Source organism: Pseudomonas sp. B21-010 (genome assembly GCF_024749325.1).
GTDB classification, from domain to species: Bacteria; Pseudomonadota; Gammaproteobacteria; order Pseudomonadales; family Pseudomonadaceae; genus Aquipseudomonas; species Aquipseudomonas kilonensis.
In genome coordinates, this window is the sequence record NZ_CP087198.1 from 2,132,103 (window position 1) to 2,156,036 (window position 23,934).

A 23,934-nucleotide genomic window follows, 5' to 3' on the forward strand; every position below is an offset into this window, starting at 1 on the left:
ACAGGTTTTCATGCGGCCTTTTTGTTTTTGGCTTGCAGTGGCCTCGGTTGATCCATGACACTGTCGCACTTGCGTGACGCTTTCATTTCGTTGGGGAGATGCCGCCATGGCCCACGAACTCTATACCCGCACCAATCAGAAAATCTATTTCGCCGGTCTGTCGCTCGAAGCGCTCACCAGGGCCGAAGATGGACGTGCGATGAACTCTCCGGCGCTGCTCCAGGCAGGGCGCGAATCCGCGCTGTTTCACCTGTACGGTGCATTGTTGGGGTTGTGCCATGAAATCGCCGGTTTCTATCGCCTGCCACAAGCGAACGCACCTCGGGCCGAGCTGCTGTTGACCCGCGAAGCGTTGGAAACCATTGCTATCCCGGAGTTGGCCGAAATGGTCGAACTGGCGCACAACCCGGAAACCTGGCTGGCGAAGCTATTGGCGGCCCATGCGGCGTTGTTCGAGCCGCCGCGAGCCCCACGCAAGCCCAAAGGGGACGTGACCCAGCCGTTGATCGTGGCGGTCAATCTGGACGAACAAGAACCCGAGCAGGAGTTGAGCCGGGAGGAGCTGGAGAGCTGGCGCCAGAACCTCAAGAGCCTGGCGATACGCTTTCGTGAAGGGTTGAACGAGTGCTGAGTTCGCCCCCGGCCCGTTACGTTGGTTGATAACACTTGGTCAAGATCCCGAGCGGAGCCTGGCCGATGACTATATAATCCTCGCCTTTCGTGGAGAACAGACTTTTATGCCTACGTCCTTTCTAGAAATTGTCGAACTTCCTGATGGCCGCATCGAGCTGCGCAGGGCTGAGGACGAGGGTTCTCTGGTTACCCTGAACTTCTCCGAAGATGCCAAGGTATTCCTCCAGGGCCAACACGTCGAAGTCGCCAAGGCGATGCTGAGCGTGGGCGTCCAGATGGCAGGTCGCCTGGTTGAAGGCGAATTCAACAAGGAAGAGGGGCCGCGGGTTCTTCATTGATCCCGTCTGTCGGCTTTTTTGGATAGTGTGGCTGGTCGGCTTCTCTGCCTTGGAGAAGCCCCGCGTTCGTCTTAGCCCAATCGAATATTCAGACTTTGCGCGTCCCCGGTACGGGCGGCGCTGATCAACTGTTGCCGTGCGGTCGCGGTTAGCGGGTTGAGCCAGCTGACCACGGTGTGGCTGCGGCCCAGGCGCAAGGCTTCGCAGGTCAACTGTTGAGCGCTTTGGGTGCCCCGCGGCTGCAACAACAGGATGCGTTCGCGGTTCAGGCCGGCATCCCGCAGCCAGGCCTGGGTGACGCTGGCCGGTGGTGCGATCAGCGTCAGCCAGCGAGCATCCTGGTCCTGGCTGAGTTCTCGCAGAATCGGCGCCAGCAGGTTCAGGCAGTTTCCGGCCGCACCACGTAACGACAGTTCGCTGAAAGCCTCGGGCTCGACGCCCCAGGGCGACTCGATGACCTCTTTCAGGACTGGAACCAGCGGTTGGGCCATGAATGCCTCGAACAGCGGAAGTTGTGTGTGTTGTGGTGTGTGAGGGAACTGCATAAAGCCTCCTTTAGCGGCGAATGACGCCGACGCTCAAGCCTTCGATGACCAGGTCCTGATCTTTCAGGTTCACTTCGATGGGCGCGAACTCCGGGTTCTCGGCGATGAGCCAGACCTTGCTGCCGTCGCGCTTGAAGCGCTTGACGGTCACTTCGTCGCCGATTCGCGCCACCACGATCTGGCCGTTGCGGGCTTCGCGGGTGGTATGGACGGCCAGGAGGTCACCGTCGAAGATGCCGATGTCCTTCATGCTCATGCCGTGTACACGAAGCAGATAGTCGGCACGAGGATGGAAGAACGAAGGATTGATGTTGCAGGACTCTTCGACATGCTGCTGGGCCAGGATCGGTGCGCCTGCCGCTACCCGGCCGATGATCGGCAGGGTGGTTTCGTCGGCCTTGGCTTCGAAGCCGGGGATGCGAATGCCACGGGATGCGCCCGGGGTCATTTCGATAGCACCCTTGCGCGCCAGCGCCTTGAGGTGTTCTTCAGCCGCGTTGGGCGACTTGAAACCCAGTTCCTGGGCGATTTCCGCGCGGGTTGGCGGGTAGCCGTTGTCTTCGAGGCAGCGTTTGATGAAGGCCAGAATCTCTGCTTGGCGTGGCGTCAGCTTTAGCATATTGATCGCTCTGTCTTTTTATACAGTGACTGGGATTATATACAGTGGACGCCGCTTGGCAATCCTCCTTTTTTCACCGGCCGCTGGACGGTCGGTCGGGCTGTTGGATGCGACATGGCTACCACCCGTGAAAAGGTGTGGTTAAATACGTGACCGGGCGTTCGCAAAACGCCCCGGCAGGCTTGACAACCCCTGGGCTGAAACGTATGTTTCAAACAAGTGTTTGTCAGGCGGAGTAACCATGGCCCAGTCGGAAACCGTTGAACGCATTCTCGATGCTGCCGAGCAGTTGTTCGCGGAAAAAGGTTTCGCTGAAACCTCGTTGCGTCTGATCACCAGCAAGGCCGGGGTAAACCTGGCGGCGGTGAACTATCATTTCGGCTCGAAAAAGGCCCTGATCCAGGCGGTATTCTCGCGGTTCCTCGGGCCTTTCTGCCTCAGCCTCGATCGCGAGCTGGAGCGCCGGCAGGCCAAGCCTGACGTCAAGCCGACCCTGGAAGAGCTGCTGGAAATCCTGGTCGAGCAAGCCCTTGTCGTGCAACCGCGCAGCGGTAACGACCTTTCCATTTTCATGCGCCTGTTGGGCCTTGCCTTCAGCCAGAGCCAGGGCCACCTGCGACGTTACCTGGAAGACATGTACGGCAAGGTTTTCCGGCGCTACATGCTGCTGGTCAACGAGGCCGCACCGCGCATTCCGCCCATCGAGTTGTTCTGGCGGGTGCACTTCATGCTTGGCGCTGCGGCGTTCAGCATGTCCGGTATCAAGGCGTTGCGCGCCATCGCTGAAACCGACTTTGGCGTGAACACCTCGATCGAACAGGTCATGCGCCTGATGGTGCCGTTCCTGGCAGCCGGCATGCGTGCCGAAAGTGGTGTCACCGATGAAGCCATGGCTGCCGCGCAATTGCGTCCGCGCAGTAAATCGACACCGGCGCTGGCCAAGGCGTAAGCGCACGGGTGGGCGCGGCTGCCGACATCCGCTAAGCTAGCCGCCCATGCCGACTCTCGTTTCGAACCCGTTCCATTTTTCATTGCATGACCGCGACCTGCCGGGCCTTGGGCCCAGCGGTGTGGTCGTGCCTGTGTTACCGCGCGGGTTCATCGCTATTAAGGAAATGCTATGACTGCTGGCCTGCAAGGCTCGTTGATGGTGGACGTCGCCGGTACCTGGCTGACGGCCGAAGATCGCCACCTGTTGCGCCAGCCCGAGGTAGGCGGCCTGATCATTTTTGCCCGCAATATCGAGCATCCACGGCAGGTGCGCGAGCTGAGCGCGTCGATCCGCGCCATCCGCCCTGACCTTTTATTGGCGGTGGATCAGGAAGGTGGTCGTGTCCAGCGGCTGCGCCAGGGTTTTGTGCGGTTGCCGGCGATGCGGGCGATAGCCGACAACCCGAACGCCGAATACCTGGCCGAACAGTGCGGCTGGATCATGGCCACTGAAGTGCTGGCGGTCGGTCTCGACTTGAGCTTTGCCCCGGTGCTTGACCTCGATTACCAGCGCAGCGCCGTCGTCGGCAGCCGTTCCTTCGAAGGCGATCCCGAGCGCGCTGCGTTGTTGGCCGGTGCCTTCATCCGCGGCATGAGCGCCGCCGGGATGGCCGCCACTGGCAAGCATTTTCCGGGGCATGGCTGGGCCGAGGCCGATTCCCACGTGGCGATTCCGAACGATGAGCGCAGCCTGGAGCAGATTCGCGCCAACGACCTGGTGCCGTTTGCCAGGCTGAGCAAACAACTGGCCGCCGTCATGCCGGCCCATGTCATCTACCCGCAGGTTGACGCCAATCCAGCCGGGTTTTCCCGCCGCTGGCTGCAGGACATCCTGCGCGGCGAGTTGCAATTCGATGGCGTGATCTTCAGTGATGACCTGTCGATGGCCGGGGCTCATGTGGTCGGTGATGCTGCCAGTCGTATCGAGGCTGCTTTGACGGCGGGTTGCGACATGGGCTTGGTGTGCAATGACCGTGCTGCCGCGGAGTTGGCCTTGAGCGCTGCCCAGCGCCTGAAGGTCAAGCCTTCGGCACGGATCGCCCGCATGCGCGGCCAGGCCTGTGCCTCCACTGAATACCGTCAGGACCCTCGCTGGCTGGCGGCGCTCGGCGCGCTGAGGGCTGCCCAGCTGGTTGATTGAGGAAGTGTCGTGACTGATATGCGTAATGCTCGGCGGTGCCCATGACCCAGCCAATTGAGGCGCTTCTTGAGACGGATTGGGGAGAAGACTTCCATCAGAGTTACCTTCAGCGCGGGTTCGACTACGCCGAGAGAGACCGAGTACGGATACTGCGGATAGACGAGCAATCGATTCACGCCGAATGCGAGGGTGGCGGCGATAATGTCTATCAGCAGGTGATCGAGCTCACTCGTTATCGGGGCTACGACGGCGTTCGTTACGAATGTTCGTGCCCGGTCGGTAACAGCTGCAAGCACTGCGCTGCCGTCATGTTCCATTTGATGTGGAATCCGCAAGCGCTGGAGGCCGGCTCCGCCAGCGAGCGCCTAAGTTCTGAACTTGAAACCTGGATCAAGGGTATTCCCGAGTGGGACGCCGATTCGCTACCGAGCAAAAAAGACGCCGATGTCCGGATCTTCTACAAACTCAAGAAGACGCATATAGGGCAGTGGATTTTGGAACTCTTCAAGGGGCGCCAGCTCGATGATGGTTCCCTGAAGGATCTGAAAGCGTTTGGCCAACTGACGGACATGCTGAATCGTTCTCCGAATTATATGTCCGACGTCGACAAGCAAATTGGCCAGTCGCTTATCAGCAGTCAGCATTATCACAGCCAGAACAGCTTTCCGTTGCAAGGTCGCAGCGGCGCCGAAGTGCTGGCGCTGGCATTAAAGTCCTCGCGCTTGTTCCTGGATTTCGACCCGCCGCAGCCATTGGGCGCAGGTCCGCTAAAAAATGCGCAGTTTTTCTGGGCTGAGCAGGCCAATGGCAACTATCGGTCTCGGTGGCGCAGTGGCGATCAGGTACTGGATAACCTCCTGGTGCTTGAGCCGCTTCATTATCTGGATTTATCGCGCAGGGAACTTGGCCGGCTGTCCTATGAAGTGGACGACAAATTGGCGTGCCATTTATGCCGTGCGCCGGAGGTACCCGCTCGGGATGTTGTGCTTTTCAGCCATAGGATCAACGCTGTCGACCGACCTATCCCGCCGCCGAAAGAACTGACTGAGCGCATCATCGAAGGTGTTGAACCGCGAGCGGTGTTGACGTTGGGAAGTGCAATCAACTTCCGGCACTGGAAATCTGTTCCAGAACATCGCGCGGCACTGACCTTTATTTATGATGGTCATGTGGCGGACGACAAAGCATCCACCGAACTGTCGATCCTGTCCGGAACCGAAATTTTGCGCATTCAGCGTAAACCGGATGTCGAGCAAGCCTTTCGCACCGTTCTGCGTAAGGTAGGTTTCAAGAAAACCAATCGCAAGAGCCTTGCGCTGGCGGACATCGGGGGTGAGCTATTTCAAATGGCGGATGACGACGCCTGGTTGGTCTTCATGGACAAAGGCCTGCCGCGATTGCGTGCCGCCAATTGGCAGATCGATATCGAAGCGGGTTTTCATTTCGATCTGCAACCGGTGGAGCAGTTGTACGCCGACATCGAGGAGCCTCCCGGTCGAGAGTGGTTCGATTTACAACTGGGCATTATCGTCGATGGAAAACGGCACAGCCTGCTGCCGATCTTGCTTCATCTGCTTCGCTCAAGCCCCGAGATGATGACCCCGGACAACTTGGGTCGTCGCGGTGACGAAGAGTTGATGTTGCTCGATCTCAACGGCGGAAAATTCGGGGCGGGTCCTGGTGTGAAGGTCGCGTTGCCATATGGGCGGGTCAAGCCGCTGATGGCAACGCTTGGTGAGTTGTACATGAAGGAGCACCGGGGTGACTCGATACGGTTGAATGCCTTTGATGCGGCCAGGTTGAATGTGCTTGAAAGCGTGCCATTGACCTGGCAAGGCGGGGAGCGGTTGCGTACGTTCGCCAAGCGATTGAATGAGTCGACTCACGTGCATGTCCCTGCGCCGGCAGGGCTCAAAGCCAAGCTGCGACCTTATCAGCTCGAAGGGCTCAATTGGATGCAGACGCTGCGCGAGCTGGAAGTTGGCGGCATCCTGGGTGATGACATGGGCTTGGGTAAAACCTTGCAGACCCTGGCTCACCTGCTTTGCGAGAAACAGGCCGGGCGCCTGGAAGTCCCGGCGCTTGCAGCCATGCCCACCAGTCTGATTCCCAACTGGCTCGACGAAGCGGCACGCTTCACGCCGCAGCTCAACGTCGTGGCGCTTCATGGTGCAGCCCGGCAAAAAGATTTCGCCAGCCTTGCACAGTACGACCTGGTTCTGACGACTTATGCCTTGTTGCCGCGGGATTTGGAGGTGCTGAAACCCCAGGCCTGGAGTGTGCTGATTCTCGATGAAGCGCAGAACATCAAGAACCCCACCAGCAAGGCCGCCCAGGCTGCTCGCGAACTCAATGCCCGGCAGCGCTTGTGCCTGTCCGGTACGCCCCTGGAAAATCACTTGGGCGAACTCTGGTCTCTGTTTCATTTCCTCCTGCCCGGCTGGTTGGGGGATAACAAAAGCTTCAACCGAGACTACCGGACGCCGATCGAAAAACATGGCAACAGCGAGCGAATGCACTATCTGACGGCGCGAATAAAACCGTTTCTGCTGCGGCGTAAAAAGGAACAAGTCGCTACTGAGCTGCCACCCAAGACTGAAATCGTCCATTGGGTCGACCTCAGTGACGGGCAGCGGGATGTCTATGAAACCGTGCGTGTGGCCATGGACAAGAAAGTGCGCGACGAAATCGCTCGCAGCGGCGTGGCCCGTAGCCAGATTATCATTCTCGATGCGTTGCTCAAGTTACGCCAGGTCTGCTGCGACCTGCGGCTGCTCAATACCGTACAGACCGCCAAAGCGCTACGTTCCGGCAGCGGCAAGTTGGTCAGTTTAATGGAGATGCTCGAAGAGTTGCTCAGCGAAGGGCGCAAGATTCTGCTGTTTTCCCAGTTCACCTCGATGCTGGCCCTGATCGAGGAGGAACTGCAAAAGCGCAGCCTGACCTATTCCTTACTGACCGGATCCACCACGGATCGCCGCACCCCGGTGAGGGAATTTCAGAGTGGCAAGGTGTCGCTGTTTCTAATCAGCCTCAAGGCCGGCGGTACGGGGCTCAATCTGACGGCTGCGGACACGGTGATTCACTTCGATCCGTGGTGGAACCCAGCGGTGGAAAATCAGGCGACCGACCGGGCTTATCGGATCGGTCAAAACAAGCCAGTGTTCGTCTACAAGCTGATTGCCCGAGGCACGGTGGAAGAGAAGATACAGGCGCTTCAGGAGGATAAGGCCGCGTTGGCGGGCAGTCTGCTGGATGGCGGCGCGACGGGTGGGTGGAAGCTTGAGCAGAGCGATATCGAAGCGTTGTTTGCACCGTTGCCCAAGACCTGATTCACCGGCACATTCACTGGCTATGTCGCCTGATAGTCAGTCATCGCGAGCAGGCTCGCTCCCACATATTGTCCGCGCACATCAAGTGACTCGGTCACCTGTGGGAGCCGAGCTTGCTCTCGATGACGGCGGCACAGTCGACATCCGCGCCAACTGAACCACCGCTATCGCGAGCAAGCTTGGCTCCCACAGGAATTGAGGGGTGTCAGCGTTTTTCCAGCTTGTCAGGCAGCGGCGCGAACAATGCTTCGATATCGTCGCTCTGCAGTTTCCAGTCTCCAGCCACGCGTCCGTCCAGCACGCCGGCGGCGAGGTCGGATTTTTCCTTTTGCAGTAGCTGGATCTTCTCTTCCACCGTGCCTCGGGCAATCAGCTTGTAGACGAATACCGGTTTTTCCTGGCCGATGCGGTAGGCGCGGTCGGTCGCCTGGTTTTCGGTGGCCGGGTTCCACCATGGGTCGTAGTGAATCACGGTGTCGGCCTCGGTCAGGTTCAGGCCTACGCCACCAGCCTTGAGGCTGATCAGGAAGATCTGACGCTTGCCGCTCTGGAACTCCTTGACGGGCGTGCGTCGGTCGCGGGTCTGGCCGGTCAGGAGGGCGTAATCGACGCCGCGTTTCTTCAGCTCATCTTCAATCAGCGCCAGCATGGACGTGAATTGGGAAAACAACAGCACCCGGCGACCTTCTTCAAACAGCTCTTCGAGCATTTCCATCAGGCTGTCGAGCTTGCCCGAGGTGCTGCCTCGGGCGGGCAGGGTAGCGTCGTTGATCAGGCGCAGGTCGCAACACACCTGGCGCAGCTTGAGCAGGGCTTCGAGAATGATGATCTGGCTGCGGGCCACGCCTTTGCGGGTGATCTCGTCGCGGACCTTCTTGTCCATTGCCAGGCGCATGGTCTCGTAGACGTCCCGCTGGGCGTCGCTGAGTTCGACCCAATGGATGATCTCGGTCTTGGGCGGCAACTCCGTCGCCACTTGCTCCTTGGTCCTGCGCAGCAGGAAAGGTTTTATCCGACCGTTGAGGTGCTGCAGTCGTACATCGCTGCCGCGTTTTTCTATCGGTACACGGTAATCGCGGTTGAAACTCTTGACGTCCCCAAGCCACCCCGGCAGCAGGAAGTGAAACAGCGACCACAATTCGCCCAGGTGATTTTCCAGCGGCGTGCCGGACAGGCACAGCCGCTGGCGGGCGTTGAGCTCGCGGGCGGCCTGGGCGGCTTTGCTGGTGGGGTTCTTGATGTACTGGGCTTCATCGAGGATCAGCACGTGCAGCGGCTGCGTGGCCAGGCGCTCGACATCCTTGGGCAGCAGGGCATAGGTGGTGAGGACCAGGTCGTAATCGGCCAGTCGGTCGAAATATTTCTTGCGCCCGGCGCCGTAAAGCGCCAATACCTTGAGCTGCGGCGTGAAGTGAGCCGCCTCGTCGAGCCAGTTGGGGATCAGGCTGGTCGGCATGACGACCATGCACGGCCGGTCCAGGCGTCCGGCGTGTTTTTCGCTGAGAATGTGCGCCAGGGTCTGTAGGGTTTTGCCCAGGCCCATGTCGTCCGCGAGAATGCCGCCGACTTCCAATTGCCTGAGCGATTGCATCCAGCTCAAGCCTTCGAGTTGATAAGGTCGCAGCGTTGCGTTCAGGCCCTCGGGCGCGAGGGCGGTGTAATCCTTGATGTCCCGTAGGCGTTGCGCCAGGCCGCGAATGTGTTCGCCACCTTCCCAGGTCAGCGGCATGTCCTGCAGCGGGTTCAGGCGCAGGGCGTCCGCGCTGTTGAGGCGCAGTTTGGTGGTGCCGGGCTCTTGCAGGTAAAACTCGCCCAGGGTCGCCAGCACCGGTTTCAGCCGGCCATAGGGCAGGGCCACCTGTTGCGGGCCGAACTCCGAGTTCGGGCGGTTGGGCAGGTTGACCAGAATGAGTTCGTCATCCCGACGCCGGGCCAGGCGTTCCGGGTTGAACAATTCGATGTGCGAGCGCATCAGGTTCAGCAGGATCGGCAGCAGGCTCAGGCGTTCGCCGTTGACGATGATCCCCAGTTCGAGGTCGAACCAGTCCCGCTCCGGCGTTTCCTCGACGGTGGCGTACCACTCGTCCACAGCCGTCAGGTCGAAGCCGAAGTCCTCGTCGATCTGCAGTTCCCAGCCCTGGGTGCGCAGTTTCGGCAGGTCATTGAGGGTGAAGGTCAGCCAGGCACTGTCGTTGACCATCTCGTACAGTTCGCCAGCGCTTTCCGGCAGGGCCTTGCTTTGTCGGGTCGCGACCTTGAAGCCGAGGATTCGCAGCTGTTCGCGGTAGGACTGTTCCACGTCGGTGTGGCGTTTTATCCGCAGAGTCTGGGTTTCCTGGCGAATCAGCACGTCGGTGTTGCGCTGGCCGCTGACGTATTCGTCCAGGTAACTGAACGACAGTGCGGCGCGGTGTTGGATGTAGCGCTGCATCTTGCCGTTGCGCGGCTCGAAGGCGCTGAACTCGATACTGGCCAGCCACAGGCGCGGCACCGGTTGCACGTTGTCCACCAGCACTTGTGGCGGGGCCTTGGGGCTGCGGTTGTCCAGCACGGCCTGGAGTTTCTCCAGCAACTGCGCGTCTTTTTCGGCGGCCGGGTAGGCCAGGGTTTCCTGGACTTGCAGCAACACCGCCGCGCAGTGCTTGCAGTTGATGCGCACCGGGCAGGAGCACGCGGCTTCGAGCAGAATCAGCGTGCCCTTGGCTGACTCTTTAAGGCGAATGGTCTGACGGTAGACGTTACCGCCAGAGCCTTCGCAACTGGCGGTGATGGTGCTGTCGCCGGCTTCGACAATCCTGACGCGGTTTTCCAGCGCATAACGGCGCCCGCGCTCCAGGCTCTGTTCCTTGAATCGATTGACCCAGGAAGGTGCCAGGGGTTTGCTCAGGGGCGAGGGCATAGGTGCGCCAATCAGTCCGGAATGACTTCAGGTGCCTGCCGTGGCGCGGGCGCGGTCAACGAGGTGATCTTGATCAGCAGGCCAAGATGCCCGTTGTCGAGGAAGTTCAGTTGGCCATTCTTGGTATGGCTCTGCTGCTTGAGGCGCTCGCTGGAGGTGACCAGGCCATTGGCGTTGATCTGGTTGATCCAGAAATCGGCATCCACGTCGGTGAAACGGCCCAGCTTCAGTTCCAGGGTGCCCTCGATGGGGAATTGCCCGAACTGTTCGGCACCGTCGCTGATGGCAATTTTGCGCCCCTGTTCACCGAGGGTCTGCTGCCAGGCCTTGTGCATCAATACCGTGTATTGGCCGCTGGCGGTGAGTTTCTCGACGATGTTGCCCATGGCCGGCGTGCGCTGGCTATACGCGCCCAGGCGTTGCGCGCCGGCGTCCCAGTCTTCCGGTGCGGCGCGGCTGACAATCGCCGGCTCGGCATTCTGGCGCACCAGGATCATTTCAACCTGATACAGGTCGTCGGCAAGCGCCAGGGGAGCGACCAGGGTCAACAACAAGGTCAGTGAGCGAAACAGGCGCATGTGGCGTCCTTCAAACAGTGGTCGGAGTGAGGCGCTCGAACAGCGCTTCTACGGTATTGAAGCGCTCTTCCGCGCGCTCCATGGGCACCATGAATTTGAACATCGTGGCACCTTCGAACTTGTAGCGTTTGGGTTGGCCCTGGATCAACTTGATCAGCACCAGTGGATCGACCGGCGTCTGGGCCTCGAACTCGATCCGGCCGCCGTTGGGGCCGCCGTCGACTTTCTTGATGCCCAGTTGTTCGGCCTTGAGCTTGAGCAGCGTGGTACGCACCAGGTTCTTGGTCGGTTCCGGCAGCAGGCCGAAGCGGTCGATCATCTCCACTTGCAGGTCCTTGAGGCCTTCCTCGTCGCTGGCCGAGGCGATGCGTTTGTAGAGGATCAGCCGTGCGTGAACGTCCGGCAGGTAGTCTTCCGGGATCAACGCCGGCACCCGCAGGTTGATTTCCGGCCCGCCGCCCAGGGGTTGGTCGAGGTTCGGCTGTTCGCCCTTGCGGATCGACTTGACCGCGCGTTCGAGCATTTCCATGTACAGGGTGAAGCCGACGGCCTGGATCTGGCCGCTCTGGCCGTCGCCGAGCAATTCGCCGGCACCGCGGATTTCCAGGTCGTTGGTGGCCAGCACGAAGCCGGCGCCCAGGTCCTGGGTATTGGCGATGGCTTCCAGGCGCTTTTCCGCATCCGGGGTGATCTGCTGGCGCGGTGGCGTCAACAGGTAGGCATAGGCCTGGTGGTGGCTACGACCGACTCGGCCGCGCAACTGGTGCAGCTGGGCCAGGCCGAATTTGTCGGCGCGCTCGATGATGATGGTGTTGGCGCTCGGCACGTCGATGCCGGTCTCGATGATGGTCGAGGCGATCAGCACGTTGAAGCGCTTGTGGTAGAAGTCGCTCATCACCTGTTCGAGTTCACGCTCGCGCATTTGCCCGTGGCCGATGCCGATCCGCGCTTCTGGCACCAGTTCGGCGAGGTCGGCGGCGCATTTCTCGATGGTCTTCACGTCGTTGTGCAGGTAATAGACCTGGCCGCCACGCAGCAACTCACGCAGCAAGGCTTCCTTGACCGTGCTTTTGTTCTGCTCCATGACAAAGGTGCGCACCGACAGGCGCCGGGCCGGCGGCGTGGCGATGATCGACAGATCGCGCATGCCCGACACCGCCATGTTCAGCGTGCGCGGGATCGGCGTGGCGGTCAGGGTCAGGATGTCGACTTCGCTGCGCAGGGCCTTGAGCTGTTCTTTCTGGCGTACGCCAAAGCGGTGCTCTTCGTCGATGATCACCAGCCCCAGGTTCTTGATCTTCACGTCGTCCTGCAGCAGCTTGTGCGTGCCGATGACGATGTCGATCTTGCCCTCGGCCAGGTCGGCCACGGCGGCGTTCACTTCCTTGGTGGATTTGAAACGGCTCATCACTTCCACGGTCACCGGCCAGTCGGCAAAGCGGTCGCGGAAACTGTTGTAGTGCTGCTGGGCGAGCAGGGTGGTCGGCACCAGGATCGCCACCTGCTTGCCACCGTGCACGGCAATGAACGCGGCGCGCATCGCCACTTCGGTCTTGCCGAAGCCCACATCGCCACACACCAGCCGGTCCATCGGTTTGGGCGCGAGCATGTCGGCGCGCACGGCTTCGATGGTGGTCTGCTGGTCGACGGTTTCTTCGAACGGGAAACCGGCGCTGAAGGTTTCGTAGTCGGCTTTCGGATCGGCGAAGGCATAGCCCTCGCGGGCCGCGCGCCGGGCATAGATGTCCAGCAGCTCGGCGGCCACGTCGCGTACCTGTTCGGCCGCCTTGCGCTTGGCTTTCTGCCAGGTTTCCGAGCCCAGGCGATGCAGTGGGGCCAGGGCGTCGTCGCTGCCGGTGTAGCGGGCGATCAGGTGCAGGTTCGCCACCGGCACGTAGAGCTTGGCACCCTCGGCGTATTCAAGGGTCAGGAACTCGGCGGCCTGGCTGTCGATTTCCAGTGTCGCCAGGCCCAGGTAGCGGCCCACGCCGTGGTCGATGTGCACCACGGGCGCGCCTTCGCGCAGCTCGGTGAGGTTCTTGATGACGGCGTCGTTGGCGGCGTCGGCGCGTTTCTCGCGACGGCGGCGCTGCATGACGCGCTGGCCGAACAAAGGACTTTCGGCCACCAGTGCCAAGGCTGGGTCATCCAGGACCAGGCCGTCGTTCAGCGGCGCGATGGTAATCGCCAGGCGATCCTTGCCGGCGACGAAGTCCGGCCAGCTGTCCACCGTTTTCGGTCGCAGCTTCAGGCGCTCAAGCAGCTCCAGCAGCACTTCGCGACGACCCGCGGATTCGGCGGTGAACAACACGCGGCCGGGGAATGCATCGAGAAAGCCGGCCAGCGCCGCCAGGGGTTGCGTGGCCTTGGCTTCGATGGCCAGGTCCGGCAACGCCTTGGCCGGGAAACGTTCACGGCCGACGCCGGTTTCCACGTCCTGCTGGCTCGCCACCACCCGTGGCCAGCTCTTGAGGCGGGCAAAACAGTCTTCCACCGGTAGGAACAGCTCGGCCGGCGGTAATAGAGGCCGGGAAGGATCGACGCGACGTTCTTCGTAGCGGTTGCGCACGTCGTTCCAGAAGTTTTCCGCGGCCTGTTCGATGCCCGGCAGGGAAAACACCTGGGTGTCCTGGGGCAGGTAATCGAACAGGGTGGAGGTTTCTTCGAAAAACAGCGGCAGGTAATACTCGATGCCGGCGGGCGTGATCCCGCTGCTCAGGTCCTGGAAGATCGGGCAGCGCCGGAAATCCACATCGAAGCGCTCGCGAAAGCGGGCCTTGAAGCGGGTCACAGCGTCTTTCTGCAGCGGGAACTCCTTGGCCGGCAACAGGCGGATCGACTGCACTTTATCGATGGACCGCTGGTTTTCCGGGTCGAAGGTGCGCAGGGTCTCGATTTCGTCATCGAACAGGTCGATGCGATAAGGCAGTTTGCTACCCATCGGGAACAGGTCGATTAAGGCGCCGCGTACCGCGAACTCGCCGTGCTCGTACACCGTGTCGACGCAGCGATAGCCACTGGCCTCAAGGCGAGTGCGCATTTGCTCGACATCGAGCTTCTGGCCGATGTCCAGCACCAGGCTGCTGCCAAGCAGGAATTGGGTCGGCGCCAGGCGATGTAGGGCCGTGGTGATCGGCACTACCAAAACGCCATGACTGAGTTCCGGCAGCCGATAAAGGCTGGCGATTCGCTGGGAAATGATGTCCTGGTGCGGCGAAAACAGATCGTAGGGCAGGGTTTCCCAGTCCGGAAAATGCAGGACTGGCAAATCCGGAGCGAAGAAACTCAGCTCCTGTTCCAGCCGCTCGGCGGCTTGGCTGTCGGCGGTCAGCAGCAGGGTGAAACGCTTTGCAGCGCTGGCAGCCTCGGCGATGGCCAGGCTCAGGGCGGCACCGGGCAGGTTGCCCCAGTGCTGTTTACCTGCCGCGGCAGGGAGAAGCGGAAGACGCAGAACGGGCACGGAAGATTGAGCTCCAGCATTGCGACAAAGTCGACAATTGTAGCGGGGGAAGAGGGCTGCTGTCAGTCGCAGACTACCCGGGCAGACAGGAAAACCACGGTGCGACAGGCGCGCATTGCTCCGCCGATGACTCGGCGGCATAATGTAGCCCCTTTTTTCAGCCCCTACATGTGGAAGGTTACCGTGACTCAGAAGCCCGACCAGTGTCTTGGTGAATGGATTGATCGTGAAGCTCTCGCAGAAGCGATGATCCCTCTCATCGGTCAGCTCTACCGCAATAACAACGTGGTGAGCTCGATCTATGGCCGCAGCCTGATCAACCAGTCTGTCATCGCGATCCTCAAAGCCCATCGCTTTGCTCGCCACCGTTCTTCCGACGACAGCGAACTCTCCGTCCACGAAACATTCCCCCTGCTTAAAGCCATGAGCGAGCTCAAGCTCGGCGCGGCTTCGGTGGATCTGGGCAAGTTGGCGTTCAAATTCCGCAGCGAAGGCAATGGCCGTAGCGCCGAGCAGTTCGTTCGTGAAGAGATGGCCGATGTGGTTGGCCAGCAGAACGCTTCGCCTCGCAAAGGCACTGACGTGGTCCTGTACGGCTTCGGTCGTATCGGCCGTCTGCTGGCGCGCATCCTGATCGAAAAAACCGGTGGCGGCGACGGCCTGCGCCTGCGGGCCATCGTGGTGCGCAAAGGTGCCGATAACGACCTGACCAAGCGCGCCAGCCTGTTGCGTCGTGATTCGGTCCATGGTTCGTTCAACGGCACCATCATCATCGATGAAGAAAACAACACCATCCTCGCCAACGGCAACCTGATCCAGGTGATCTACGCGAAGAACCCGGCCGAGGTGGACTACACCCAGTACGGCATCAAGGACGCACTGCTGGTGGACAACACCGGCGTATGGCGTGATGCCGAGGGCCTGGGCCAGCACCTGGCCTGCCCGGGCATCGACCGCGTCGTGCTGACAGCGCCTGGCAAGGGCAAGCTGAAGAACATCGTTCACGGCATCAACCACGGCGAAATCACCGCTGACGACAAGATCGTCTCCGCTGCTTCTTGCACCACCAACGCCATCGTGCCGGTGCTCAAGGCGGTGAACGACAAGTTCGGCATCGTCAACGGTCACGTTGAAACGGTTCACTCGTACACCAACGACCAGAACCTGATCGACAACTTCCACAAGGGCGATCGCCGTGGCCGCAGCGCCGCGCTGAACATGGTCCTCACCGAGACCGGTGCCGCCACCGCCGCCGCCAAGGCCCTGCCTGAACTGGCCGGCAAGCTGACCGGCAACGCGATCCGTGTGCCGACGCCGAACGTGTCGATGGCCATTCTCAACCTGAACCTTGAGAAAGCCGCCACCCGTGAAGAGATGAACGAGTACCTGCGCTACATGGCGCTGCACTCCGACCTGCACAAGCAGATCGACTTCGTCAATTCCCAGGAAGTGGTGTCCACCGACTTCGTCGGCTCGCGCCACGCCGGTGTCGTGGATGCTGAAGCTACCATCAGCCAAGACAGCCGCGTTGTTCTGTACGTTTGGTACGACAACGAGTTCGGTTACAGCTGCCAGGTGGTTCGCGTGATGGAAGACATGGCCGGTGTAAACCCGCCAGCGTTCCCGCGCTAAGCCTTAGCTGCTTGTGAAAACGCCCCGACTTGTCGGGGCGTTTTTTTTGTCTGGGATTTGTGGTGCCTGGGCTGGCCTCATCGCGAGCAAGCTCGCTCCCACAGGATGTACACGGTCACCTGTGGGAGCGAGCTTGCTCGCGATAGCGATGTGTCAGGCGCCGCCGACCACCGAGGCCTGCGCCGTCCGCAGTGCATGCCGATTGCCCTTGAACAGCACCAGGGTCGCAATCAACCCCAGCACCGCCGCGCCACTGAGCCATATCCCCGGCGCGGCCTTGTTATCCAGTACATGAATCAGATAGGTACAAGCCGCCGGGGTAAACCCGCCGAACGTCGCTGTCGCCAGGCTGTAGGCCAGGGAGAAACCGGTGGTGCGCACCTCGACCGGCATGATTTCCGTCAAGGCCACGACCATTGCACCGTTGTACGATCCATACAGGAACGACAACCACAGCTCGACGATCAGCAAATGGCTGAAACTGGGGTTCGCCACCAACCAGGACAGCGCCGGATAGGCGGTGAGGATCGCCAGGACAGTCGCACCGAGCAGCAGGGGTTTACGTCCGATCTTGTCGGAAAACGCCCCCATCACGGGCAGCCAGAAGAAATTCGACAAGCCGATGCACACCGTGACCAGCAGCGCATCCAGGTCCGACAGGTTCAACTCGGCCTTGCCGAAGGTCGGTGTGTAGGCGGTGATCAGGTAGAACGACACCGTGGTCATCACCACCAGCGCCATGCCGGCCAAGACAATGCCGAAGTTCTGACCAATGGAGCGGACAATATCCGACAGGCTGGGACGATGTTTTCTCGCTTGGAACTCAGGTGTTTCTTCCAGCGAACGACGGATCACGAATATGGCCGGGACAATCATGCACCCCACCAGGAACGGTACGCGCCAGCCCCATTCGCCCATTTCCTGGGGGCTCAGCCAGTGATTGAGGCCAACCCCCAGCAGGCCGGCGAACACCACGGCAGCCTGTTGACTGGCGGATTGCCAACTGACAAAGAAGCCCTTGCGCCCCGGTGTGGAGATTTCCGCCAGGTAAACCGACACGCCACCGAGTTCCACGCCGGCGGAGAAGCCTTGCAGCAATCGGCCCAGCAGCACCAGCAACGGGGCCGCCACGCCGAGGGCAGCGTAGCCCGGCACGCAGGCGATCAGTATGGTGCCCGTGGCCATCAGCGCCAGGGTGATGATCAAGCCTTTGCGACGGCCGTGGCGGTCGATGTAGGCACCGAGAAAAATCGCACCGAGGGGACGCATCAGGAACCCGGCACCAAACGTGGCCAGGGACAACATCAGCGAGGCGAACGCACTGTCGGCGGGGAAGAACGTCTTGGCGATGGCCGTGGCGTAGAAGCCATAGACCATGAAGTCGAACATCTCCAGGAAGTTGCCGCTGACAACGCGAAAAATCGCCTTGCCGTTGCTCGTTTGGGAAGACATGTGTAGGTACTCACTCTGGCAAATCTTGTATGGAAGCGCTGCACCCCTGTGGGAGCCTTGCAGGAACCTTGGAACCTTGGAACCTTGGAACCTTGGAGCCTTGGAGCCTTGGAACCTGTGGAAGCAAAGCTTGCTCGCGATGCAGGCGATACGGTTTAGCTGCAAGACCGCGTCATCGTTCATCGCGAGCAAGCTTTGCTCCCACAGGGCTCCATTGGCTCCCACAGGGTTTTTTGCGCGCGCCGGAGTTCATAATGGCGGGCGCGGTTTTGAGGGGAGATGAAGATTTGTTAACTGGACGATGGATTGGGCTTGTGGTGCTGGCCGGCGTGTTGTCGGGTTGCGGCAACGGCGACACCCTGGAGCGCTTCGACGGCCCGACCATGGGCAGTCATTATTCGATTCAGTACGTCAGGCTTTCCGCCGGGCCCACTGCGAAAACGGTGCAGGCCGAGGTGGAAAGCATCCTCGCCGAAGTGGATCGGCAACTCTCGACCTATCGCAGCGACTCGGACATCGAGCGTTTCAACGCGCTGCCGGCCAATAGCTGTCAGGTCATGCCCGGTCCGGTCCTGGAGTTGATCCGCGTAGGTGAGCAGTTGTCGGTTCAAAGCGACGGCTCCTTCGACCTGACGGTGGAACCGCTGCTGAACCTGTGGGGCTTCGGTCCCCAGTCTCGCGAAGAAAAAGTACCGACCGCCGAAGCCTTGACCTTGGCGCGCCAGCGCGTCGGTCATGGTCATTTGCGCATCGAGGGCGACCGGTTGTGCAAGGACACTGCGGTGGAAGTCGACTTCAACAGTGTCGCCGCAGGCTATGCCGTCGACCGCATCGCCGCCAGGCTCCAGGCCCTGGGGATCGACAGTTACCTGGCCGAAGCCACCGGCGAACTCAAGGCCTTGGGGCGCAAGCCCGATGGTTCGGCCTGGCGTATCGCCCTGGAAGAGCCCCGGGACGACCGGCAAGTGGCCGAACGTGTCATCGAGGTCAATGGCTACGGGGTTTCCACCTCGGGCGACTACCGTAAATATTTCGAACAGGGTGGTAGGCGTTATTCCCACACTTTTGACGCACGCACCGGTACACCAGTCCTACATAACCTGGCGTCAGTCACGGTGATTCATCCTTCGGCGTTGATGGCCGATGGACTATCGACGCTGTTGCTGATTCTTGGTCCTGAACGGGGTTGGGACTATGCCGAAAAGCACGGCATTGGGGTATTTTTTGTGCTGCGCGATGGCAATGGCTTTGTTACACGTACCAACGATGCGTTTGAGCGCATAAGCAGCGGAAAAGCCCAATGATGACAGCGTCATGAAAGGCGACCTGTGGCGAAATAGCGCAGGCAAAACTAGCCTACGACGCGACCAAGGGGTAATGTGCGCGGCGTTGACGCTTCTATAGACTGTGGCCGGGCTCGTGAACCGGCCCCAAATTGTTCCTTCATGCCGCAGGCCGGCATGATTTAGCCGTCGGTGCCAAGTGAGGCACAGCGGCCTGTTCTGAGGAGTATGCATGGCTGTCTACAACTACGACGTGGTGGTACTGGGTTCCGGCCCGGCGGGGGAAGGCGCGGCAATGAACGCGGCCAAGGCAGGGCGCAAGGTGGCGATGGTCGACAGCCGTCGGCAGGTCGGCGGCAACTGCACCCACTTGGGTACCATCCCGTCCAAGGCCTTGCGTCACTCGGTCCGGCAGATCATGCAGTTCAACACCAACCCGATGTTCCGTGCCATCGGCGAACCGCGCTGGTTCTCCTTCCCGGACGTGCTCAAGAGCGCCGAGAAGGTGATCTCCAAGCAGGTGGCCTCGCGCACCGGTTACTACGCCCGCAACCGCGTGGACGTGTTCTTCGGCACCGGCAGCTTTGCCGACGAGCAGACGGTCGAAGTGGTCTGCGGCAATGGCGTGGTCGAGAAACTGGTGGCCAAGCACATCATCATTGCCACCGGTTCGCGCCCGTATCGTCCGGCCGACATCGATTTCAACCATGCGCGTATCTACGATAGCGACACCATCCTGAGCCTGGGTCACACCCCGCGCAAGCTCATCGTCTACGGCGCTGGCGTGATCGGTTGCGAATACGCCTCGATCTTCAGCGGCCTGGGTGTGTTGGTGGAACTGGTGGACAACCGCGGCCAGTTGCTGAGCTTCCTGGACTCGGAAATCTCCCAGGCCCTGAGCTATCACTTCAGCAACAACAACATCACCGTGCGCCACAATGAAGACTACGACCGCGTCGAAGGCGTCGACAATGGCGTGATCCTGCACCTCAAGTCCGGCAAGAAGATCAAGGCCGACGCCTTGCTCTGGTGTAACGGTCGTACCGGCAACACCGACACCCTGGGCCTGGAAAACATTGGCGTGAAGGTCAACAGCCGCGGCCAGATCGAAGTCGACGAGAACTACCGTACCTGCGTGCCGAACATCTACGGTGCCGGTGACGTGATCGGCTGGCCGAGCCTGGCCAGTGCCGCCCACGACCAGGGCCGCTCGGCCGCTGGCAGCATTGTCGACAACGGCAGCTGGCGCTTCGTCAACGACGTACCGACCGGGATCTACACCATTCCGGAGATCAGCTCGATCGGCAAGAACGAGCAGGAGCTGACCCAGGCCAAGGTGCCTTATGAAGTGGGCAAGGCCTTCTTCAAGAGCATGGCGCGGGCGCAGATCGCTGGCGAGCCGCAAGGCATGCTGAAGATCCTGTTCCACCGCGAGACCCTGGAAGTGCTGGGCGTGCACTGCTTCGGCTACCAGGCGTCGGAGATCGTGCACATCGGCCAGGCGATCATGAACCAGCCGGGCGAATTGAACACGTTGAAGTACTTCGTCAACACCACGTTCAACTACCCGACCATGGCCGAAGCCTATCGGGTAGCGGCCTATGACGGGCTCAACCGGCTTTTTTGAGCGGCTCCGGCCGGTGGCCTGAGCCGGCCGGGGAGACCGATTTCAGCAATTCTCGAGGGTGGCAGTGGCCAAACCGGGAAAGTCTGTAATCAGGCTGTCAGCGCCAAAGTCGGCGAGCCTGCGCATCAGCGCGGGCTCGTTGACGGTCCATACCGACACATGCAGCCCCTGGCGCTGCGCCTTGATCAGGCGTTCCGGCGTGCACAGGGTCCAGTTCAGCGCCAGAATCTCGCAGCCGTAACTCTGGGCGACCTTCAACGGGTCGAGCCAGGCGTATTCGGCCACCAGTCCGCGGGAGATGTCCGGGGTCAGGTCCAGGGCCGCCTTGAGTACTTCCCGGGAACTGGACGTGATGGTGATTTTGTCCAGCAGCCCGAAACGCTGGGCCATTTCGCGAATGCCCAGCACCGTGGCGGCGGCGCGGGTGCGCGAGGCGCTCTTGACCTCCAGTTGCCAGTGCTCGAAATCACACTTCTCGAACAGCTCCTCCAGGCGTGGGATCGGGCACGGCTTGATCCAGCCCGGGCCACCCTTGCGCGCATCGTAGGTCACCAGCTCGGCGGCGGAATGCTCCACCACTTTGCCGCGCCGGTCCGTGGTGCGCTTGAGGGTCGGGTCGTGGATCACCATCAACTCGCCGTCCATCGAAAGGTGCAGGTCCAGCTCGCAACGGCGTACGCCGTGCTTGAGGCACTCCTGAAAACCGGTCAGGGTGTTTTCCGGCGCTTCGCCCTTGGCGCCGCGGTGGCCATAAATGAGGGTCACGGTTCTTCCTTATTGATACCTGAGTCGTTCTGTTCCCGGGCCAGGCGACGCTCTTGCGCCTGTTTCTGCAGGATGTAGCGAGCCAGCAACTGGCGCTGGGCGTCGGTCGGGCGTTCGAACTCGGTGCCGACGTCGTAGCCGTCGCCCTTGGGGTCGCAGTGGGTGACCCGCGCCCGCAGCAACAGGCCGAGGGCTTGCGGCATCAGCACCAGCTTGATCGACAAGTGGGTGCCGACCGCGATCGGCGTGGGGTGTTGGAAGTCGACGCCGCCTTCGGAAATGATCACCGGTTGCGGTTCGCCGATTTCGCCGAGCACCGTCAGGGCAATGACCTGGCTGAGCAGGTCGATGCGTTTGTTCATTGCCTTGAGGTAGGCCGCGATGCTGCGTTCGCGCTCGCTGATCTGGCGCAGCAGGTGCTGTGATTCGAATTCGCTCAGGTGCAATTCACTGAGCAGATTGAACAATGGAGAAGCATCCTGCAACACTTCCTGGTCAGCAGCTTCAGGAATGGACAGGGGCCGAATTTCCAGTGCGATCGTGTCCTCGATACGGTAGTATTCGCGGCGATCTTCTTCATCTAATGTCGACATGGCGAACCCATGGTAGCGGCGGTGGTCTGAGTGTAAAGCTGGTTTGTGACCCCCGCCACAAGGACGTTCCTTTTCCCTCCGAACAAGCCCCGACATGTTCAGACCTCTCTTCGTATTTATCGGCACGCGTTATACCCGTGCAAAGCGTCGCAATCATTTCGTGTCGTTCATTTCCCTGACGTCCATCATCGGGCTGGCCCTTGGCGTGGTCGTGATGATCGTCGTGCTCTCGGTGATGAACGGCTTCGACCATGAGATGCGCACCCGCGTGCTGGGCATGGTGCCCCACGCGACCCTCGAATCCGGCGAAGCCATCAGCGATTGGCCGAGCCTGGCCGCCAAGGTCAAGCAGAACCCGCAGGTGCTGGCCGTCGCGCCGTTCACCCAGATGCAGGGGCTGCTGACCAACGACGGCAAGGTGTCCAAAGTGTTGCTCAATGGCATCGACCCCGGGCTCGAGCGGCAGGTGTCGATCATCGACAACTTCATGCAACAGGGAAAACTCGATGACCTGGCGCCAGGCAGTTTCGGCATCGTCATCGGTGACAAGGCCGCGGCCAAGCTCGGCGTTGCCATTGGCGACAAGCTGACGTTCGTCGCCCCGGAGGTCACCGTGACCCCGGGCGGCATGTTCCCGCGCATGAAACGCTTTACCGTGGTCGGCATTTTCCATGTCGGCGCCGGCGAGCTGGACGGTTACCTGGGCGTCACCAACCTCCAGGACCTGGCGCGCCTGCACCGCTGGAAGCCGGATCAGGTCCAGGGCCTGCGGTTGAAGTTCGACGACCTGTTCCAGGCACCGCGCGTCGCGTGGACCATCGCCCAGCAACTCGGCGAAGACCGCTACTACGCCCGGGACTGGACCCGCACCCACGGCAACCTGTACCAGGCGATCCGCATGGAAAAAGCCATGATCGGTCTGCTGCTGTTGCTGATCGTTGCCGTGGCGGCGTTCAACATCATCTCCACGCTGGTGATGGTGGTGAACGACAAGAAGGGCGACATCGCCATCTTGCGTACCCTCGGCGCCACGCCGGGGCAGATCATGCGGATCTTCATGGTCCAGGGCACGGTCATTGGCGTGATCGGTACGTTCGTCGGCGCCCTGGTCGGGATGTTCGCCGCGCTGAACGTCAGCGCCGCGATTGCCGCCCTCGAAGGCCTGATCGGGCACAAGTTCCTCAACGCCGACGTGTACTTCATCGACTACCTGCCATCGCAATTGCAGGCCGATGACGTGTTGATGGTCTGCGGCGCCGCGTTGGTCCTGAGTTTCCTCGCCACCCTGTATCCTGCCTGGCGTGCCGCGCGCACCCAGCCTGCGGAGGCGTTACGTTATGAGTGAGTCGGGCATGAGTGAAAAAGCAATCTTGAGTTGCCGCAACCTGGGCAAATCCTACGAGGAAGGTCCGGAGTCGGTGGTGGTGTTGTCGGGCCTGCAACTGGAGTTGCATCCTGGCGAGCGCGTGGCGATTGTCGGCACCTCCGGGTCGGGCAAAAGTACCTTGCTCAACCTGCTGGGCGGCCTGGATACGCCGACCGCCGGCAGTGTCTGGCTGGCAGGCGAAGAGCTTTCGGCGTTGAACGAGAAGGCCCGCGGCCTGCTGCGCAACCGTTCCCTGGGCTTCGTCTACCAGTTCCACCATTTGCTGCCCGAGTTCACCGCGCTGGAAAACGTCTGCATGCCGCTGTTGATTGGCCGCACGGCGATTCCTGAGGCCCGTCAGCGCGCCACGGCGTTGCTGGAGCGGGTAGGGCTGGGGCATCGCCTGGAGCACAAGCCGGCCGAATTGTCCGGTGGTGAACGCCAGCGCGTGGCGATTGCCCGGGCCCTGGTCAACAAGCCTGGCCTGGTGATGCTCGACGAGCCGACCGGCAACCTCGACTCCCACACCGCCCAAGGCATCCAGGATTTGATGCTGGAGCTCAGCACGTCGATGCGCACCGCGTTCCTGGTGGTGACTCACGACATGAACCTGGCCCGGCAGATGGACCGCGTCCTGCACTTGCAGGAAGGTTGCCTGACGCCCATCTGACCGACCGAAAC

18 protein-coding genes are annotated in these 23,934 nt (G+C 61.1%); 10 read left to right on the top strand and 8 right to left on the bottom strand.

Annotated features, from left to right (window positions below; all coding sequences use genetic code 11):
• Positions 1-106: 106 nt before the first annotated feature.
• Both LOY50_RS09420 and LOY50_RS09425 read left to right on the top strand, forming a co-directional pair.
• Positions 107-631, top strand: a complete 525-nt coding sequence (locus LOY50_RS09420; RefSeq protein ID WP_018604864.1) for a DUF6586 family protein — start codon at positions 107-109, stop codon at positions 629-631.
• A 106-nt stretch (positions 632-737) separates the two neighbouring features.
• Positions 738-971 carry a hypothetical protein gene (locus LOY50_RS09425; protein WP_003183419.1) on the top strand — a complete coding sequence of 78 codons (234 nt, stop codon included), beginning with the start codon at positions 738-740 and terminating at the stop codon, positions 969-971.
• Between the two features lie 71 nt (positions 972-1,042).
• On the opposite strand, the gene sulA is transcribed toward LOY50_RS09425, so the two are convergent.
• Complete coding sequence (sulA, locus tag LOY50_RS09430) at positions 1,043-1,516, bottom strand: SOS-induced cell division inhibitor SulA (protein WP_003199648.1); 474 nt, start codon at positions 1,514-1,516, stop codon at positions 1,043-1,045.
• 10 nt (positions 1,517-1,526) lie between these two features.
• Positions 1,527-2,135 carry a transcriptional repressor LexA gene (lexA, locus tag LOY50_RS09435; protein WP_003199651.1) on the bottom strand — a complete coding sequence of 203 codons (609 nt, stop codon included), beginning with the start codon at positions 2,133-2,135 and terminating at the stop codon, positions 1,527-1,529.
• 241 nt (positions 2,136-2,376) lie between these two features.
• Between lexA and LOY50_RS09440 the strand changes: the two genes are divergently transcribed.
• From LOY50_RS09440 to LOY50_RS09450, 3 genes are all read left to right on the top strand, one after another.
• A complete protein-coding gene (locus tag LOY50_RS09440; protein WP_013692622.1) occupies positions 2,377-3,084 on the top strand; it encodes a TetR/AcrR family transcriptional regulator in 708 nt (235 codons plus the stop codon).
• Positions 3,085-3,267: 183 nt separating this feature from the next.
• Positions 3,268-4,266, top strand: a complete 999-nt coding sequence (gene nagZ, locus LOY50_RS09445; RefSeq protein WP_258691216.1) for a beta-N-acetylhexosaminidase — start codon at positions 3,268-3,270, stop codon at positions 4,264-4,266.
• 41 nt (positions 4,267-4,307) lie between these two features.
• Entirely contained in the window at positions 4,308-7,598 is a 3,291-nt protein-coding gene (locus tag LOY50_RS09450; protein ID WP_258690702.1) for a DEAD/DEAH box helicase, read from the top strand.
• 205 nt (positions 7,599-7,803) lie between these two features.
• On the opposite strand, the gene LOY50_RS09455 is transcribed toward LOY50_RS09450, so the two are convergent.
• Genes LOY50_RS09455 through mfd form a run of 3 tightly spaced genes read right to left on the bottom strand, consistent with a single transcriptional unit; the run spans position 7,804 to position 14,535 of the window.
• Positions 7,804-10,497, bottom strand: coding sequence for a DEAD/DEAH box helicase (locus tag LOY50_RS09455; protein WP_258690703.1), 2,694 nt, complete (start codon positions 10,495-10,497; stop codon positions 7,804-7,806).
• A gap of 11 nt (positions 10,498-10,508) precedes the next feature.
• Positions 10,509-11,075 carry a peptidoglycan binding protein CsiV gene (locus LOY50_RS09460; protein ID WP_258690704.1) on the bottom strand — a complete coding sequence of 189 codons (567 nt, stop codon included), beginning with the start codon at positions 11,073-11,075 and terminating at the stop codon, positions 10,509-10,511.
• Between the two features lie 10 nt (positions 11,076-11,085).
• Positions 11,086-14,535 carry a transcription-repair coupling factor gene (mfd, locus tag LOY50_RS09465; RefSeq protein WP_258690705.1) on the bottom strand — a complete coding sequence of 1,150 codons (3,450 nt, stop codon included), beginning with the start codon at positions 14,533-14,535 and terminating at the stop codon, positions 11,086-11,088.
• Between the two features lie 168 nt (positions 14,536-14,703).
• On the opposite strand from mfd, the gene LOY50_RS09470 reads away from it, so the two are divergent.
• Positions 14,704-16,167 carry a glyceraldehyde-3-phosphate dehydrogenase gene (locus LOY50_RS09470; protein WP_214508911.1) on the top strand — a complete coding sequence of 488 codons (1,464 nt, stop codon included), beginning with the start codon at positions 14,704-14,706 and terminating at the stop codon, positions 16,165-16,167.
• 153 nt (positions 16,168-16,320) lie between these two features.
• On the opposite strand, the gene LOY50_RS09475 is transcribed toward LOY50_RS09470, so the two are convergent.
• The gene (locus LOY50_RS09475; RefSeq protein WP_253472952.1) at positions 16,321-17,619 is read right to left on the bottom strand and encodes an MFS transporter; all 1,299 of its coding nucleotides are present in this window, start codon (positions 17,617-17,619) and stop codon (positions 16,321-16,323) included.
• Positions 17,620-17,933: 314 nt separating this feature from the next.
• Here LOY50_RS09475 and LOY50_RS09480 point away from each other — a divergent pair, with 314 nt between their 5' ends.
• Both LOY50_RS09480 and sthA read left to right on the top strand, forming a co-directional pair.
• Entirely contained in the window at positions 17,934-18,923 is a 990-nt protein-coding gene (locus tag LOY50_RS09480) for an FAD:protein FMN transferase (RefSeq protein ID WP_258691217.1), read from the top strand.
• Positions 18,924-19,134: 211 nt separating this feature from the next.
• Entirely contained in the window at positions 19,135-20,529 is a 1,395-nt protein-coding gene (sthA, locus tag LOY50_RS09485; RefSeq protein ID WP_003183399.1) for a Si-specific NAD(P)(+) transhydrogenase, read from the top strand.
• A 42-nt stretch (positions 20,530-20,571) separates the two neighbouring features.
• Here sthA and LOY50_RS09490 read toward each other — a convergent pair whose 3' ends face one another.
• Both LOY50_RS09490 and LOY50_RS09495 read right to left on the bottom strand, forming a co-directional pair.
• Positions 20,572-21,294 (bottom strand): glycerophosphodiester phosphodiesterase family protein, encoded by a 723-nt coding sequence (locus LOY50_RS09490; protein WP_063322173.1) that lies wholly within the window; start codon positions 21,292-21,294, stop codon positions 20,572-20,574.
• Positions 21,291-21,887, bottom strand: coding sequence for a PilZ domain-containing protein (locus LOY50_RS09495; protein ID WP_253472955.1), 597 nt, complete (start codon positions 21,885-21,887; stop codon positions 21,291-21,293). The genes LOY50_RS09490 and LOY50_RS09495 overlap by 4 nt, the downstream gene beginning before the upstream one ends.
• A 94-nt stretch (positions 21,888-21,981) precedes the next feature.
• On the opposite strand from LOY50_RS09495, the gene LOY50_RS09500 reads away from it, so the two are divergent.
• Together LOY50_RS09500 and lolD are read left to right on the top strand one after the other, a co-directional pair.
• Complete coding sequence (locus LOY50_RS09500; RefSeq protein WP_003199675.1) at positions 21,982-23,232, top strand: lipoprotein-releasing ABC transporter permease subunit; 1,251 nt, start codon at positions 21,982-21,984, stop codon at positions 23,230-23,232.
• A 7-nt stretch (positions 23,233-23,239) separates the two neighbouring features.
• On the top strand, positions 23,240-23,923 hold the full coding sequence (gene lolD, locus LOY50_RS09505; RefSeq protein WP_162843734.1) for a lipoprotein-releasing ABC transporter ATP-binding protein LolD: 684 nt from the start codon (positions 23,240-23,242) through the stop codon (positions 23,921-23,923).
• The last annotated feature ends 11 nt before the right edge of the window (positions 23,924-23,934 follow it).